The organism is Microbacterium sp. (assembly GCF_036566905.1).
GTDB lineage: Bacteria > Actinomycetota > Actinomycetes > Actinomycetales > Microbacteriaceae > Microbacterium.
In genome coordinates, this window is the sequence record NZ_DATCVK010000129.1 from 34,448 (window position 1) to 48,930 (window position 14,483).

A 14,483-nucleotide genomic window follows, 5' to 3' on the forward strand; every position below is an offset into this window, starting at 1 on the left:
GAGTGGCCGAGATTTCGGACGTCTTCTTCGTCGATGGAATGCGCACCCCCTTCGGGCGCGCCGGCGAGAAAGGCATGTACTGGAACACCCGAGCGGACGACCTCGCCGTCAAGGCGACGATCGGACTCATGGAGCGCAACCCAGGCGTTCCGAAGGACCGCATCGATGACGTCGCCATCGCTGCGACGTCGCAGACAGGCGACCAGGGACTCACCCTCGGCCGCAGCGTCGCGATCCTCGCCGGACTCCCCCAGACAGTCCCGGGCTTCGCGATCGATCGCATGTGCGCGGGCGCCATGACGAGCGTCACCACGATGGCCGGCTCGATCGGCGTCGGCATGTACGACGTGGCACTCGCCGGCGGCGTGGAGCACATGGGCCACCACCCGATCGGCGGCAATGCCGACCCCAACCCGCGGTTCGTCGCGGAGAAGATGGTCGACCCGGGCGCTCTGAACATGGGTGTGACGGCCGAGCGGATCTTCGACCGCTTCCCGCACCTCACCAAGGAGCGCTCGGACCGCTTCGGGATGTTGAGCCAGCACAAGGCGCAGGCCGCGTACGATGCCGGCAAGTTCCAGCCCGACCTCGTGTCGGTCGCGATCAAGGACGCCGAGGGCTCGTGGGGCCTCGCCACCGAGGACGAGGGCCGCCGTCCGCAGACGACGATGGAGGACCTCGCAGGCCTCAAGACCCCGTTCCGGCCGCACGGCCGTGTGACCGCGGGCACATCGTCGCCGCTGACCGACGGTGCGACGATGTCGCTCCTCGCCGGTGGCGGCGCGGTCAAGGAGCTCGGCCTGCGTCCGAAGATGAAGCTCGTCTCGTTCGCCTTCGCCGGCGTGCAGCCCGAGATCATGGGCATCGGGCCGATCCCTTCGACCGAGAAGGCGCTCAAGAAGGCCGGCCTGAAGATCGATGACATCGGCCTGTTCGAGCTGAACGAGGCATTCGCGATCCAGGTGATCTCGCTGCTCGACCATTTCGGCATCGCCGACGACGACCCCCGCGTCAACCAGTGGGGCGGCGCGATCGCGCTCGGCCACCCGCTCGCGGCGTCGGGTGTCCGCCTGATGATCCAGCTCGCGGCGCAGTTCGCCGAGCGACCCGACGTGCGCTACGGCCTGACGGCGATGTGCGTCGGTCTCGGCCAGGGCGGCTCGGTCATCTGGGAGAACCCCTTCTACGACGGAAAGAAGCGGAAGTAAGCTCGGCATGACGAACTACGACGACATCGACTTCTCTCCCATCCTGGCCGTCACCGAGGGCGAGGTGATCACGCACTCTCGGGTGCGCGACATCCGTCTCGCCTCGGGCAAGGTCCTGGCGCTCGTGACGCTCGACAACGGGCGGGACCACACCCGGCCGAACACGCTGGGCCCCGCCACGATGTTCCAGCTCGGCGAGACGCTCGACGCCCTCAAGGCGCGTGCGTCCGCCGGCGAGATCCAGGCGGTCGGCATCACCGGCAAGCAGTACATCCTCGCCGCAGGCGCCGACCTGTCCGACATCGGAAAGGTCGGCTCGAAGGACAACGCGCGCCTGGTGGCCCAGCTGGGTCACCAGGTGTTCGGCAAGCTGTCCGAGCTCGGCGTCCCGACGTTCGCCTTCGTGAACGGCCTCGCGCTGGGCGGCGGACTCGAGATCGCGCTGAATTCGACATACCGAACAGTGGATGCCTCTGCCGCCGCGATCGCGCTGCCCGAGGTCTTCCTCGGCATCATCCCGGGTTGGGGCGGTGCGTACCTGCTCCCGAACCTCATCGGCATCGAGAATGCTCTGGAGGTCGTGATCTCCAATCCGCTCAAGCAGAACCGGATGCTGAAGCCTCAGCAGGCGTTCGAGTACGGCATCGTCGACGCGATCTTCCCGGCGGCGAACTACCTCGAGGACTCGCTGGCCTGGGCGGACGGCGTCCTGACCGGCAAGACGAAGGTGGAGCGCAAGAACGAGCCGGGCAAGATCGAGCGCCTCACCAAGTGGCCGATCGCCGTCAAGATGGCCCGGGGCATGCTCGAGTCCAAGATCGGCACGGTGCCGAAGTCGCCGTACGCGGCGCTGGAGCTCCTCGACAAGGCGAAGAGCGGCACGAAGGCCGAGGGTTTCGCGCGTGAGGACGAGGCGCTGGCGGAACTCGTCACCGGCGACCAGTTCGCAGCATCGATGTACGCCTTCGATCTGGTGCAGAAGCGCGCCAAGCGCCCGGTCGGCGCTCCTGACAAGCAGCTGGCGAAGAAGGTCGGGAAGGTCGGCATCATCGGCGCCGGCCTGATGGCGAGCCAGTTCGCCCTGCTGTTCGTGCGCAAGCTCCAGGTGCCGGTGCTCATCACGGATCTGGACCAGGCGCGCGTCGACAAGGGCATGGCGTACATTCATGAAGAGATCGGCAAGCTCGAGGCGAAGGGTCGCCTCGACGGAGACACCGCCAACCGGCTGCGCGCGCTCGTGACGGGAACGACGGACAAGAGCCTGTACGCGGACTGCGACTTCGTCATCGAGGCCGTCTTCGAAGAGGTCGGCGTCAAGCAGCAGGTGTTCGGCGAGATCGAGCAGATCGTCGCCGAGGACGCGATCCTCGCGACCAACACCTCGTCGCTGTCTGTCGAAGAGATCGGCGCGAAGCTCGCACACCCGGAGCGCCTCGTCGGCTTCCACTTCTTCAACCCGGTCGCGGTGATGCCACTGATCGAGATCGTGAAGACGCCGCAGACGTCGGATGCCGCCCTGTCGACCGCGTTCGTGGTCGCACGCAATCTCGGCAAGAACGCGGTGCTCACCGCGGACGCGCCGGGGTTCGTGGTGAACCGCCTGCTGGCGAAGGTCATGGGCGAGGCGGCGCGCGCCGTCTACGAGGGCACGCCGGTGGCGGACGTCGAGAAGGCGTTCGCGCCCCTCGGGCTGCCGATGGGACCGTTCCAGCTCATCGACCTCGTCGGCTGGAAGGTGGCCGCGCACGTCCAGGACACGATGGTGCACGCGTTCCCCGACCGCTTCTACGCGAACGAGAACTTCCACGCGCTCGCGGAGCTGCCGGAAGTCGTCGAGAAGGATCGCGGCGGCCGCGTCACCGGCTGGACCAGGGCGGCTGAGAAGCTGCTCAAGCCCGCCGTGGGCTCGTCGCCGGCGTCGGCCGAGACGATCCTCGCCCGGGTGCAGGACGGCCTTGCGCAGGAGATCAGGATCATGCTCGACGAGGGTGTGGTCGCCGAGGTGGAAGACATCGACCTCTGCCTCATCCTCGGCGCGGGCTGGCCGTTCATCGACGGCGGCGCGTCGCCCTACCTCGATCGTGAGGGGGCGTCGGAGCGCGTCTTCGGCGACACCTTCCACCACCCGGTGATCAAGGGCATCGCCGGCTGACACCGCCGAACCGCTCACGGAAGGGCGCATCCTCTCTGCGGAGGATGCGCCCTTCCTGACATGCGGGAGGGGTCGCCGCATGCCGTTCGTCGCGGCCGCGCCCCGAACGGCGATGCTCGTCCCACGGAACGCGACGCGTCCGGCGCATGAACACTCGGCGCGCAGGGGCCTGCGCGGCGCACCGGCGCTTCTGCGCAGGGCATCCTGTCCCTGTCGGATGGTGCGAACGGGAGGTGTCCGGATGCTGGATGTGATCTCGGGGCTGTTCAGCGGCAGTGCGCTGGGCGTGCTGGTCAAGACCAGTGGCGCGGCGTTGACGCTGCTCGTGGTCGTCCCCGCCCTCATGAAGCTGTTCCTGGTGACGGTCGACGAGGGGTCTACGGCGATCCGGACCCGCAACGGCAAGCCGATCATCCGTCGCGTCCGGGGCGCCGAGGACGGACGCGGCGAGGTGGTGGTGCTGCGGCCCGGCACCCACGGCGCGTTCCCGATCCTCTACTGGTACCGGCTGGTCGATGTGCGCGCGCGCTCCACTGATCTGCCTGCCCGGAGTCTCACCGCTGCCAGCGGGCATCAGCATCTGGTGCATGCCTCGTTCGACTGGCGCCCGATCGTGTCGGGGCACGATCTCCGCGTGCTCGAGCTCGACGTCGTCAATGTGCGAGAGCGCGCGGGCAACATCGTGGGTGCGGCTCTGCGTGATCTCGTGCACGAGCTGGAAGGCGCCGTGCTCCCGCCGAACGACCTCCTGTCTCCGCGCGTCGTCAGCGCCTGCTCCGACCTCGTGCGCACAGACTGCGGCATCGAGCTGCTGCGCGTGATCGTCACGGGCGACGCCCTCACCGACGGCTACCTGCTGTCGCAGGCGATCACGCCGCGTCCTGCCGACCCGCAGAGCGCGGAGTGGGATGCCGCGGCATCCGTCCTCGCGACCCGGCTCTCGTCCGTCTAGCGCCGGTCGTCGCGGCTGCGCGCGAGATCCGACAGCGTCGGGATCGCGCCGGTCGGTGTGGCGTCGCCGTGCTGGGCACCGCGCGCGACCGGGATGCGGGTGCCGAGCACCTGCGCCACGACATCCTGCGCGATCTTGGCCGCTGTGAGCCCGGCATCGTCGAGGATCTGCTCACGGCTCGCGTGGTCGATGAACTCGTCGGGCACACCCAGCTCGTCCACCGCGGTGTCGACGCCCGCCTCGCGCAGCACCTGGCGGACGCGTGTTCCGATGCCGCCGACGCGGATGCCGTCCTCGATCGTGATGACCAGGCGGTGGGATGCCGCGAGCTCGACGATCGACGGCTGCACCGGCACGACCCACCGGGGGTCGACGACGGTGGCGCCGATGCCCTGCGCGCGCAGGCGACCGGCCACGTCGACGGCGATGTGCGCCATGGGGCCGATGCCGACGAGCAGCACGTCGTGCGCGTCGGAGCGCACCAGCACGTCGACGCCGTCATCGAGGCGCTCGAGCGCCTCGATCTCGGGGCTGACGACGCCCTTCGGGAAGCGGATCACCGTAGGGCCGTCGTCGATGGCGACCGCCTCCTGCAGCTCCTCGCGCAGGCGTGCGCCGTCGCGGGGCACGGCGATGCGGATGTTCGGCACGATCTGCAGCATCGCCAGATCCCAGATGCCGTGGTGGCTCGGTCCGTCGGGGCCGGTCACGCCGGCGCGGTCGAGCACGAAGGTGACGCCGGCGCGGTGGAGGGCGACATCCATCAGCACCTGGTCGAACGCGCGGTTCATGAACGTCGCGTAGATGGCGACGACCGGGTGCAGGCCGCCGAAGGCGAGACCGGCCGCAGAGGCGACGGCGTGCTGCTCGGCGATCCCGACGTCGTACACGCGGTCGGGGAATCGCTGGGCGAACGGCAGGAGGCCGGTCGGTCGCAGCATCGCCGCCGTCATGGCGATCACGTCGTCGCGCGCATCGCCCACGGCGACGAGCTCGTCGGCGAAGACGTCGGTCCAGGCGAGACCGCCGGTCGCGCCGAGCGATTCGCCCGTGATCGGGTCGATCTTTCCGACCGCATGGAACTGGTCGGCCTCGTCCTCCAGAGCCGGGGCATAGCCACGGCCCTTCTCGGTGATGGCATGGACGATGACGGGAGCGCCGTACGACTTCGCGAGCTCGAGGGTCTCGATCAGCGTCGGCAGGTCGTGACCGTCGACGGGGCCGAGGTACTTGATGTCGAGGTTCGAGTAGAGGGCCGCGTTGTTCGTGAACCGCGAGAGGAAGCCATGGGTGCCCCCGCGAACGCCGCGGTAGACGGCGCGCGCGGCGGGACCCAGCTTGCGGAACAGGTCGTCGGAGCCGCGGTGAAGCGTGCGGTACGACTCCGCCGTGCGGACGCGGTTGAGGTAGCGGGCCATGCCGCCGATCGTCGGGGCGTACGAGCGGCCGTTGTCGTTGACGACGATCACGAGGTTGCGGTCGTTGTCGTCGGAGATGTTGTTGAGCGCCTCCCACGTCATGCCGCCCGTCAGGGCGCCGTCGCCCACGACGGCCACGACGTGCCGGTCCTTGCGTCCGGTGCGGGTCAGCGCTCTGGAGACGCCGTCCGCCCAGCTCAGCGAGCTGGAGGCGTGCGACGACTCGACGACGTCGTGCGCGCTCTCGGAGCGCTGCGGGTACCCGGCGAGGCCGTCGCGCGCGCGCAGATTCGTGAAGTCCTGGCGTCCCGTCAGGAGCTTGTGCACGTAGGACTGGTGCCCGGTGTCGAAGATCATCGGATCGTTCGGCGAGTCGAACACCCGATGCAGTGCGATCGTCAGCTCGACGACGCCGAGGTTGGGGCCGAGGTGGCCGCCCGTGCGTGCGACGTTCTCGACGAGGAAGCCGCGGATCTCGCTCGCGAGCTGCTCGAGCTGATCGGTGGTCAGTCCGTCGAGGTCGCGGGGTCCGGTGATGGACGACAGCAGCGACATCCCCGCTCCTTTCGGGCCCGGGAAGGGCTCTGCAAGTCTACCCGGGGCATGAAGCGGGGACCGGATGCCGCGGCATCCGGTCCCCCGTGAATCACCTGTCAGACCAGCGAACGCAGCACGTACTGCAGGATGCCGCCGTTGCGGTAGTAGTCCGCCTCACCGGGCGTGTCGATGCGGACGACCGCGTCGAACTCGACAGTGGCCTTGCCGGGCGCGGAGAACTCGCTCGGCTCTGCCGTGACGCGGACGGTCTTCGGCGTGATGCCCTCGTTGAGCTGCTCGAGTCCCGAGATCGAGACGATCTCGGTGCCGTCGAGTCCGAGCGACGCCCAGCTCTCGCCCGCCGGGAACTGCAGCGGGACGACGCCCATGCCGATGAGGTTCGAGCGGTGGATGCGCTCGAAGCTCTCGGTGATGACCGCCTTGACGCCCAGGAGGCTCGTGCCCTTGGCCGCCCAGTCGCGCGACGAGCCGGAGCCGTACTCCTTGCCGCCGAAGATGACGAGCGGCGTGCCCGCGGCCTGGTAGTTCTGGCTGGCGTCGTAGATGAACGACTGCGGGCCGCCCTCCTGCGTGAAGTCGCGGGTGAAGCCGCCTTCGACCTCGGCGCCGTCGTTGACCGCGCGCACCAGCTGGTTCTTCAGGCGGATGTTCGCGAACGTCCCGCGGATCATCACCTCGTGGTTGCCACGGCGCGAGCCGTAGGAGTTGAAGTCCTTGCGGTCGACGCCGTGCTCGGCGAGGTACTTGCCCGCCGGGCTGTCGGCCTTGATGTTTCCGGCCGGGCTGATGTGGTCGGTGGTGACCGAGTCCAGCAGCGTGGCCATCACCCGCGCACCCGAGATGTCGGTGACCGGAGTCAGCTCCATCGTCATGCCGTCGAAGTACGGGGGCTTGCGCACGTACGTGGACGCGTCATCCCACTCGAACACGTCGCCCGTGGGGGTCGGGAGGGTCCGCCACCGCTCGTCGCCCTCGAAGACGCTCGCGTACTGGTGGGTGAACATGTCCTTGTTGATCGACGAGTCGATCGTGGCCTGCACCTCGGCCGAGTCGGGCCAGATGTCTCGCAGGAACACGTCGTTGCCGTCCTGGTCGGTGCCGAGCGCGTCGACCTCGAAGTCGAAGTTCATCGAACCAGCGAGAGAGTACGCGATCACGAGCGGCGGGCTCGCAAGGTAGTTCATCTTCACGTCGGGGTTGATGCGGCCCTCGAAGTTGCGGTTGCCCGAGAGGACGGCCGTCACGGCGAGGTCGTTCTCGTTGATCGCCGCCGAGACCTCCTCGATGAGGGGGCCCGAGTTGCCGATGCACGTGGTGCAGCCGTAGCCCACTGTGAAGAAGCCGAGCGCTTCGAGGTCCTTGGTGAGGCCGGCCTTCTCGTAGTAGTCGGTGACGACCTTCGATCCGGGCGCGAGGGTGGTCTTGACCCACGGCTTCGCCTTGAGGCCCTTCTTCACGGCGTTGCGCGCGAGCAGACCCGCCGCCAGCATGACCGACGGGTTCGACGTGTTCGTGCACGACGTGATCGCGGCGATCGTCACGGCGCCGTGGTCGAGGACGAACTTCTCGCCGTCCTCGAGCGTCACCGGAGTCGGCTTCGACGCCGTCGCCGGCGCGTGGCTGTGATGGTGGTGTTCGTGGCGGCTGTACTCGTCCTCGGGCGAGTTTCCGGGCGGGTCGGACGCCGGGAACGACTCCGAGCCCTCGAGATCGACCAGATCGTGGTCGACCTCGGCGTAGTTGGTGAGGTCGCTCTCGAACTGCTGCTTCGCCTGCGAGAGGACGATGCGGTCCTGCGGGCGCTTGGGGCCGGCGATCGACGGGACGACCGTCGACAGGTCCAGTTCCATGTACTCGCTGAAGACGGGCTCGCGCGAGGGGTCGTGCCAGAGCGACTGCTCCTTCGCGTACGCCTCGACCAGGGCGAGCTGCTGCTCGTCACGGCCCGTGAGGCGCAGGTAATCGACGGTCACGCTGTCGATCGGGAACATCGCGGCGGTCGAACCGAACTCCGGGCTCATGTTGCCGATGGTGGCGCGGTTGGCGAGCGGCACCGAGGCCACGCCCTCGCCGTAGAACTCGACGAACTTGCCGACCACGCCGTGCTTGCGCAGCATGTCGGTGATGGTCAGCACGACATCGGTGGCCGTGACCCCGGTCGGGATCGCGCCCGAGAGCTTGAAACCCACGACCTTGGGGATGAGCATCGACACCGGCTGGCCGAGCATCGCCGCCTCCGCCTCGATCCCGCCGACGCCCCAGCCGAGGACGCCGAGCCCGTTGACCATGGTCGTGTGCGAGTCGGTGCCGACGCAGGTGTCGGGGTAGGCGCGCAGGACGCCGCCGACGGTGCGGTCGTAGATCACCTTCGCCAGGTGCTCGATGTTCACCTGGTGGACGATGCCGGTGCCCGGAGGGACGACCTTGAAGTCGTCGAACGCGGTCTGGCCCCAGCGCAGGAACTGGTACCGCTCGCCGTTGCGCTCGTACTCGATCTCGACGTTGCGCTCGAGCGCGTTCTCCGTGCCGAAGAGGTCGGCGATGACCGAGTGGTCGATGACCATCTCCGCCGGTGACAGCGGGTTGATCTTCGTCGGGTCGCCGCCGAGCGCGGTGACCGCCTCGCGCATGGTGGCCAGGTCGACGATGCACGGAACGCCGGTGAAGTCCTGCATCACGACGCGAGCGGGCGTGAACTGGATCTCGGTGTTCGGCTCGGCTGCGGCATCCCACGACCCGAGAGCTTCGATCTGCTCCTTGGTGACGTTCGCGCCGTCCTCGGTCCGCAGCAGGTTCTCGAGCAGCACCTTGAGGCTGAACGGGAGCTTCTCGTAACCCGCGACCGTGTCGATGCGGAAGATCTCGTAGTCGGTGCTGCCGACCGTCAGGGTGCTCTTCGCACCGAAGCTGTCAACCGTGGACACGTCTGTCTCCTTCGTCGGCGGCGGGATCGTGCCGGAGTCCGGCATCCCCATCTTCCCCCGCCCCGAAGCCCGCGGCTAGTGAGGTCGACCTAACGGATCGAGGGAAAACTATCTTGATGTCAAGATAAATGTATCACTTCGGCGCGCGGGGGTAGAGCGCGCGCACGGCGAGCCACGTGACCGCGACCAGCGGCGCGAACAGTGGCAGCCCCATCACCAGCTTGAGCGTGCCGAGCGCGGTCACGTCGCCCGCGAAGTACAGCGGCACCTGCACGATGAGGCGCAGCGCGAAGAGAGCGGCCCACGCGAGCGACAGCCAGAAGAAGACCCGTCGCTTGCGCCGATCGGCGCGCCACGCGGTGCCCTCGCCCATCAGGAATCCGACCGCGAGACCGATCAGCGGCCACCCGATGAGGGCCGACACGAGGAACGCCGTCCCGTAGATCGTGTTCGTGAGGAAGCCCGGGATGAAGCTGTCCTCTCCCCTGCCCGTCCAGAGCGACAGGCCGGCCGCTGCGGCGGCCGCGATCAGACCGCCGATGGCGGCGCTCGCGGACTGCCGCTGGATGAGCCTCACGATCGTGAACACAGCGGCCAGACCGACGGACAGGCCGAGGCTCAGCGGCAGGTTGCCCGTCCGGGTCTCGGGGTCGTAGGTGAGAGTCCATGCCACCAGGAACACGACGCCGGGGAGGACGGATTCCAGGATGCCGCGCCAGCCGCCCATCGCCGTCCACACGACGTGGCCGGTGCTGCGGCTCTCCGCGGGGTCGAGGCCGGCGCGCCGTGCGGCGCCGCCGAGAGCCGCACCGAGCACCTCGGATGCAGACGCGGGCGCCTCGGTCTCGTCGATCGGGGAGTTCGCCCCGTCGGCGGGGGCGTCCGCTGTCCGGTCCGAATCAGCGTCGTCGGGGCGTGCGCTGTCGCTCACGCCGAGCCCGGCGTGGCCGGCATGCGCAGCGGGATGAGATCGCGCGGCGGCATGGGCGATCCGCCGCGGACGACGACGATCGACCGGAACAGGTCCTCGACGGCCGCGGCCGCCTCGACGTCGGCGGTCGCCGCGCCGCCGATGACGCCGCGGAGGAACCAGCGGGGTCCGTCGACGCCGACGAAGCGCGCGAGGCGCTTGCCCGCCGTGCCGTCGGGACCGGCGATGACGGGCACCTCGGCGAGCAGCTCGGGGCCGAGCGGGCCCTCGCGCTCCTCGACGCGGCCGCCCTGCTGACGGATCTGCTGGCGGATCTGCTCGCGCGTCTCCGCCCAGAGCCCTGCCGAGCGGGGGGCGGCGAAGGGCTGCACCTGCAGCGTCGAACCGGAGTAGTCCAGCCCGACGGCGACGATGCGCTTCGTCTGCTCCTCGACCTCGAGTCGCAGGTTGAGTCCTTCGCGCGGCAGGATCTTGATGCCGCCGAGGTCGATGTACGGCCGGACCGGGTTGGCTTCGGACTCGTCGAACGGGCCGGTGGTGGCGCGGTCCTCGGGCGCGACCTTGCGCGGTCCGTCGGCGGATGAGGGGTCGGTCATGCGAGGACTCCGTCCTTCTGGTAGCCCGTGGAGCCGAAGCCGCCCTCGCCGCGCACGCTGTCGGGCAGGGTCTCCACGGGGATGAATACGGCGCGAGGCACCGGCATGACGATCAGCTGGGCGATGCGGTCGCCCACCGAGATGTCGTGCGCGTTCTCGCGGTCGGTGTTGAGGAGGATGACCTTGATCTCGCCGCGGTACCCGGCATCGATGGTGCCGGGGGCGTTGACGATCGTGATGCCGTGCTTGGCCGCGAGGCCGCTGCGGGGCACCACGAAGGCGACGTATCCCTCGGGCAGGGCGATGCGCACGCCGGTGCCGACGAGCGCGCGATCGCCGGGCTCGAGGCGCACGGCCTCGGCTGCGACGAGGTCGGCTCCGGCGTCTCCGGGGTGTGCGTACACCGGGACGTCGGGGGCGATAATGGGGACGTCCACCGTTTCAGTCACCCAACGAGGGTAATGCAGAACTCCATGCGTCACGCCGATGCCCGAAGCGGCCGCACCGACGGCTATCGGGAGCGGCTCGGCCCCTCCCTGTGGATCCTCGTCGCGGCGGCGGTCGCGGCTCCGATGGCGGCCCTCGTCCTCACCCCGATCGACACGACGATCGCTCTCGTGGTGGGCATTTGCGTCGGGGTGCTGCTGATCGCGCTGCTCCTCGCGGCGGCCCCCGTGGTCGAGGTACGGGACGGCGAGCTGCGGGCGGGACGCGCTCATATCGGCGTCGAATTCCTCGGTGCGCCCGAGGTCCACGTCGGCGACGACGCTCGCCACGCGCGCGGTGCGGGTCTCGACCCGCGGTCGTGGCATCTGATCCGTGGCGGGATCGACGGACTCGTCGTGATCCCGGTGACCGATGTCGACGACCCGACGACCGCGTGGGTGATCTCCTCGCGGACGCCGGATCGACTGTCCGCCGCTGTGCGGCGGGCTCAGATCACGCGGAGCACTCCGCGCAGATAGGGCCGTCGGCCGTCTCGTGATCGAGCTGCGAGCGGTGCTTCACGAGGAAGCAGTTCGAGCAGGTGAACTCATCCTCCTGGGGTGGGAGAACGACGACGTCGAGCTCGAGGTCCGAGAGGTCGGCACCGGGCAGCTCGAAGCCCGACGGGTTGTCGGCATCCTCCGCATCGACCGAGCCCGAGAGCTTGTCGGGAACGCGCTCCTTGAGCGCTTCGATCGACTCGCTGTCGTCCTCGGTCTTGCGGGGGGCGTCGTAATCGGTGGCCATGCGTGAACGTCTCAACTTCCGGGTATCGCGGGTTGCGCTCGCCCTTGCGGGCGGCGATAGTTTGCACGACGGTTCCTCTTTTCGCAAATGCGTCCGGCGGTGTCCACCACGTGCGTTCGCGTGAAACTCGCGGCACGCGTCGTATATTCCCGGCCAGCGCACTTCGCTGTGACACGATGGGGCGGATCAGGCAGCATCGGCTGCCATCAGCCCGACGGGGAAGTACAGCCGTGAGCCCAAGGGAAAAGTAAGGGGCGTCCGCATGGAACAGCTCAAGGTCATCGGAACCGAGGACGACAAGCTCATCCTGGCGACCGAGTCCGGCGAGAGATTCTCGCTCGATGTCGACGATGTGCTGCGGGTCGAGCTGCGCAAGGCGCGGCGCGACCGCGACGGCGACGTCCAAGCGCCGCGCGCGAGTCCGCGAGAGATCCAGGCGCACATCCGCTCCGGACTGTCCGCCCGCGAAGTCGCCGAGCTCCTCGGCGCGCGCGTCGAGGACGTGGTGCGCTTCGAAGGCCCCGTGCTGGCCGAGCGCGAGCACGTCGTCGGACAGGCGCTGGCGGTACCCGTGCTCCTCGGCGGCGACTTCGAGGGTGACGGACAGACCACGTTCGGCTCCGCGGTGCGAGCCAAGCTCGCCGAGGCCGGTGCCATCGGCGAACGGTGGACCAGCTGGAAGGCGCCCACAGGCTGGACCGTCAAGCTGGAGTTCACTGCCAACGAGATCGGCCACGACGCCCGCTGGGGCTTCGACCCCCGCCGCAGCACGCTGTCCCCGCTGAACTCCGACGCGATCCAGCTCTCCCGCCAGGGGTCGCTGCCCGAAGGGCTGATCCCGCGCCTGCGGGCACTGGACAGCGCACCGGCCAAGGACGACTCGCGCTTCGACAGCGGCGCCTTCGGTCCGCGGCGCCTCCCCGACGCCGACATCGAGTCGCCCGAGATCCCCTCGCCGGCCGCTCCCGCCGTCCAGGAGGCGGCGATCAAGCGCGCCAGTGAGCCCACCGTCGTCACGTCGGCCGAGACCGCCGATCTTCTCGAAGCGCTGCGCCGTCGCCGCGGTCAGCGCGAGCCACTGCCTGGCGCCGACGAAGTTGCTGCACCGCAGCAGCGCTCCTCGGCGCCGGTCGCACTGTTCGACGCGCTCGAACCGGGTTACGACGAGGCGCCCGCCGACGACGAGCCGTCGGCATCCGAGTATCAGGCGCCCACTCCCGCCGCGGTGGCGGAGGCGGGTCGCCGCAAGGGGCGCACCTCGATGCCCTCGTGGGACGAGATCGTCTTCGGGGCCCGGTCCGAGGACTGACGCCGGCTCCGCCGGATCGAGTGCGTCGCCGCACGACATGCGCCGACGTGTTTCGAGATCAGGCGAACGCGCCGAGCCGGATGAGCGGCACGACCCGCTCCTCATCCGTGAGCGAGCCGTGCTGGCCCACCATCTTCTGCGGTGCCTTGTCGGCGAGGCGATCGTCGTAGTACGCGATCCCGGCGCGCGGGGCGACGATCACGTCGCCGATCCGAGCCCTGACTTCGGGGTCGACCGCTCCCATGAGTCCCGACGCCTCGAGCTCCGCACGGGAGAAGACCCACGAGCGCGACGCCTCGGCCTCGCGCCACCGCGCGAGCACGGCATCGGCCGGTCCGGCCTCGGTATACAGCTGCAGCATGCGGGGCTCGCCGCCGATGAGGCGGACGCCGTCGAGCAGCTCGCCGCCTTCGTCGAGCAGGATGTGGCGGTGCCGGGGGACGTCGACCATGCCATGATCCGACGTGACGACGACGCCGGTGCTCCGGTCGACCGACGCCGCGAGCGTGCGGGCCGCGGCGTCGATCCGTTCCAGAGCGGCCACCCACTCGTCTGATTCCCACCCGCGCTTGTGGCCCACGGCGTCGAGATCGGCCGCATACAGATAGACGAGCGAGCCCGGATGCCGTGCCGCCAGGTCAGCGGCGACGCGCACGCGTTCGTCGAGGTCGTCCGCTCCGTGGAACTCGGCGTCGCGCAGGGTCGCGGCTGTGAATCCGGTGCGCGCGTACTCGTTGCGTGAGACGGCGAAGAACGGTCGGCCGAGCGTGGCCGACAGCGGCGCGGCGCGCTGGAAAGACAGCGGCAGGCCCTCGGTGTCCCACCCGCGCAGCATGTTGACGACGTCGTCGGTGCCGGGAACCCGGGCGCGATAGCCGACGATGCCGTGCTCCCCCGGCAAGGCGCCCGTGAGCAGACTGGTCAGTGCGGCTGCCGTGGTCGAGGGGAAGACGGTGCGTGCGGTATCCCGTTTCGTCCGCGCCTCGTTGAGGAATCGCGCGTGCCCCGCGCGGGCGGCGAGGTTCGCCACGCCCAGCCCGTCGATCACCCACACGATCGCGCTACGCGCCGGCGCGAACCACTCGGATGTGCCGCTCAGCGCCGCCGACATCTCGGGCACGACACGGGTGAGGCTCCGGGCGCGCGGCGGGTCCGCGGGTAGGCTGAGGGACATCGGGGCCAGTCTCGCACACCGCGGCCGC

General features: G+C 69.4%; 12 protein-coding genes. 5 read left to right on the forward strand and 7 right to left on the reverse strand.

From position 1 onward, the window contains the following. Window positions 1-2 precede the first annotated feature (2 nt). The 3 genes from VIP82_RS10055 to VIP82_RS10065 all read left to right on the forward strand — a co-directional run bounded on the left by VIP82_RS10055 (window position 3) and on the right by VIP82_RS10065 (window position 4,312). Window positions 3-1,208: a thiolase family protein gene (locus tag VIP82_RS10055; RefSeq protein ID WP_331908134.1), complete on the forward strand. Its 1,206-nt coding sequence runs from the start codon at window positions 3-5 to the stop codon at window positions 1,206-1,208. 7 nt (window positions 1,209-1,215) lie between these two features. Then, window positions 1,216-3,360: a 3-hydroxyacyl-CoA dehydrogenase NAD-binding domain-containing protein gene (locus tag VIP82_RS10060; protein ID WP_331908136.1), complete on the forward strand. Its 2,145-nt coding sequence runs from the start codon at window positions 1,216-1,218 to the stop codon at window positions 3,358-3,360. 241 nt (window positions 3,361-3,601) lie between these two features. Further along, complete coding sequence (locus tag VIP82_RS10065; protein WP_331908138.1) at window positions 3,602-4,312, forward strand: SPFH domain-containing protein; 711 nt, start codon at window positions 3,602-3,604, stop codon at window positions 4,310-4,312. On the opposite strand, the gene dxs is transcribed toward VIP82_RS10065, so the two are convergent. From dxs to dut, 5 genes are all read right to left on the reverse strand, one after another. Continuing rightward, entirely contained in the window at window positions 4,309-6,285 is a 1,977-nt protein-coding gene (dxs, locus tag VIP82_RS10070; RefSeq protein ID WP_331908140.1) for a 1-deoxy-D-xylulose-5-phosphate synthase, read from the reverse strand. The genes VIP82_RS10065 and dxs overlap by 4 nt on opposite strands. Window positions 6,286-6,383: 98 nt before the next feature. Then, complete coding sequence (gene acnA, locus VIP82_RS10075) at window positions 6,384-9,212, reverse strand: aconitate hydratase AcnA (protein ID WP_331908142.1); 2,829 nt, start codon at window positions 9,210-9,212, stop codon at window positions 6,384-6,386. A gap of 133 nt (window positions 9,213-9,345) precedes the next feature. Continuing rightward, a complete protein-coding gene (locus tag VIP82_RS10080) occupies window positions 9,346-10,143 on the reverse strand; it encodes a DUF3159 domain-containing protein (RefSeq protein ID WP_331908144.1) in 798 nt (265 codons plus the stop codon). Then, window positions 10,140-10,739: a DUF3710 domain-containing protein gene (locus VIP82_RS10085; RefSeq protein ID WP_331908146.1), complete on the reverse strand. Its 600-nt coding sequence runs from the start codon at window positions 10,737-10,739 to the stop codon at window positions 10,140-10,142. The genes VIP82_RS10080 and VIP82_RS10085 overlap by 4 nt, the downstream gene beginning before the upstream one ends. Then, on the reverse strand, window positions 10,736-11,188 hold the full coding sequence (dut, locus tag VIP82_RS10090; RefSeq protein WP_331908148.1) for a dUTP diphosphatase: 453 nt from the start codon (window positions 11,186-11,188) through the stop codon (window positions 10,736-10,738). Before dut ends, VIP82_RS10085 begins: the two co-directional genes overlap by 4 nt. A gap of 12 nt (window positions 11,189-11,200) precedes the next feature. Here dut and VIP82_RS10095 point away from each other — a divergent pair, with 12 nt between their 5' ends. Then, window positions 11,201-11,704 carry a DUF3093 domain-containing protein gene (locus VIP82_RS10095; protein ID WP_331908150.1) on the forward strand — a complete coding sequence of 168 codons (504 nt, stop codon included), beginning with the start codon at window positions 11,201-11,203 and terminating at the stop codon, window positions 11,702-11,704. Here the strand turns inward: VIP82_RS10095 and VIP82_RS10100 are convergent. Next, on the reverse strand, window positions 11,679-11,972 hold the full coding sequence (locus VIP82_RS10100; protein WP_308867225.1) for a DUF4193 domain-containing protein: 294 nt from the start codon (window positions 11,970-11,972) through the stop codon (window positions 11,679-11,681). The two genes, VIP82_RS10095 and VIP82_RS10100, sit on opposite strands and share 26 nt — an antisense overlap. A 262-nt stretch (window positions 11,973-12,234) precedes the next feature. Here VIP82_RS10100 and sepH point away from each other — a divergent pair, with 262 nt between their 5' ends. After that, on the forward strand, window positions 12,235-13,281 hold the full coding sequence (gene sepH, locus VIP82_RS10105; RefSeq protein ID WP_331908152.1) for a septation protein SepH: 1,047 nt from the start codon (window positions 12,235-12,237) through the stop codon (window positions 13,279-13,281). A gap of 58 nt (window positions 13,282-13,339) precedes the next feature. Here sepH and VIP82_RS10110 read toward each other — a convergent pair whose 3' ends face one another. After that, window positions 13,340-14,455 (reverse strand): alkaline phosphatase family protein, encoded by a 1,116-nt coding sequence (locus VIP82_RS10110; protein WP_331908154.1) that lies wholly within the window; start codon window positions 14,453-14,455, stop codon window positions 13,340-13,342. Window positions 14,456-14,483: the final 28 nt, after the last annotated feature.

What these genes read in the sequence shown, in the direction of transcription:
- VIP82_RS10095 (WP_331908150.1), top strand. Translation starts at nt 11,201, where the DNA reads ATGCAGAACTCCATGCGTCACGCCGATGCCCGAAGCGGCCGCACCGAC.
- sepH (WP_331908152.1), top strand. Translation starts at nt 12,235, where the DNA reads ATGGAACAGCTCAAGGTCATCGGAACCGAGGACGACAAGCTCATCCTG.
- VIP82_RS10110 (WP_331908154.1), bottom strand. Translation starts at nt 14,455, where the DNA reads ATGTCCCTCAGCCTACCCGCGGACCCGCCGCGCGCCCGGAGCCTCACC.
- dxs (WP_331908140.1), bottom strand. Translation starts at nt 6,285, where the DNA reads ATGTCGCTGCTGTCGTCCATCACCGGACCCCGCGACCTCGACGGACTG.
- VIP82_RS10100 (WP_308867225.1), bottom strand. Translation starts at nt 11,972, where the DNA reads ATGGCCACCGATTACGACGCCCCCCGCAAGACCGAGGACGACAGCGAG.
- VIP82_RS10065 (WP_331908138.1), top strand. Translation starts at nt 3,602, where the DNA reads ATGCTGGATGTGATCTCGGGGCTGTTCAGCGGCAGTGCGCTGGGCGTG.
- VIP82_RS10060 (WP_331908136.1), top strand. Translation starts at nt 1,216, where the DNA reads ATGACGAACTACGACGACATCGACTTCTCTCCCATCCTGGCCGTCACC.
- VIP82_RS10085 (WP_331908146.1), bottom strand. Translation starts at nt 10,739, where the DNA reads ATGACCGACCCCTCATCCGCCGACGGACCGCGCAAGGTCGCGCCCGAG.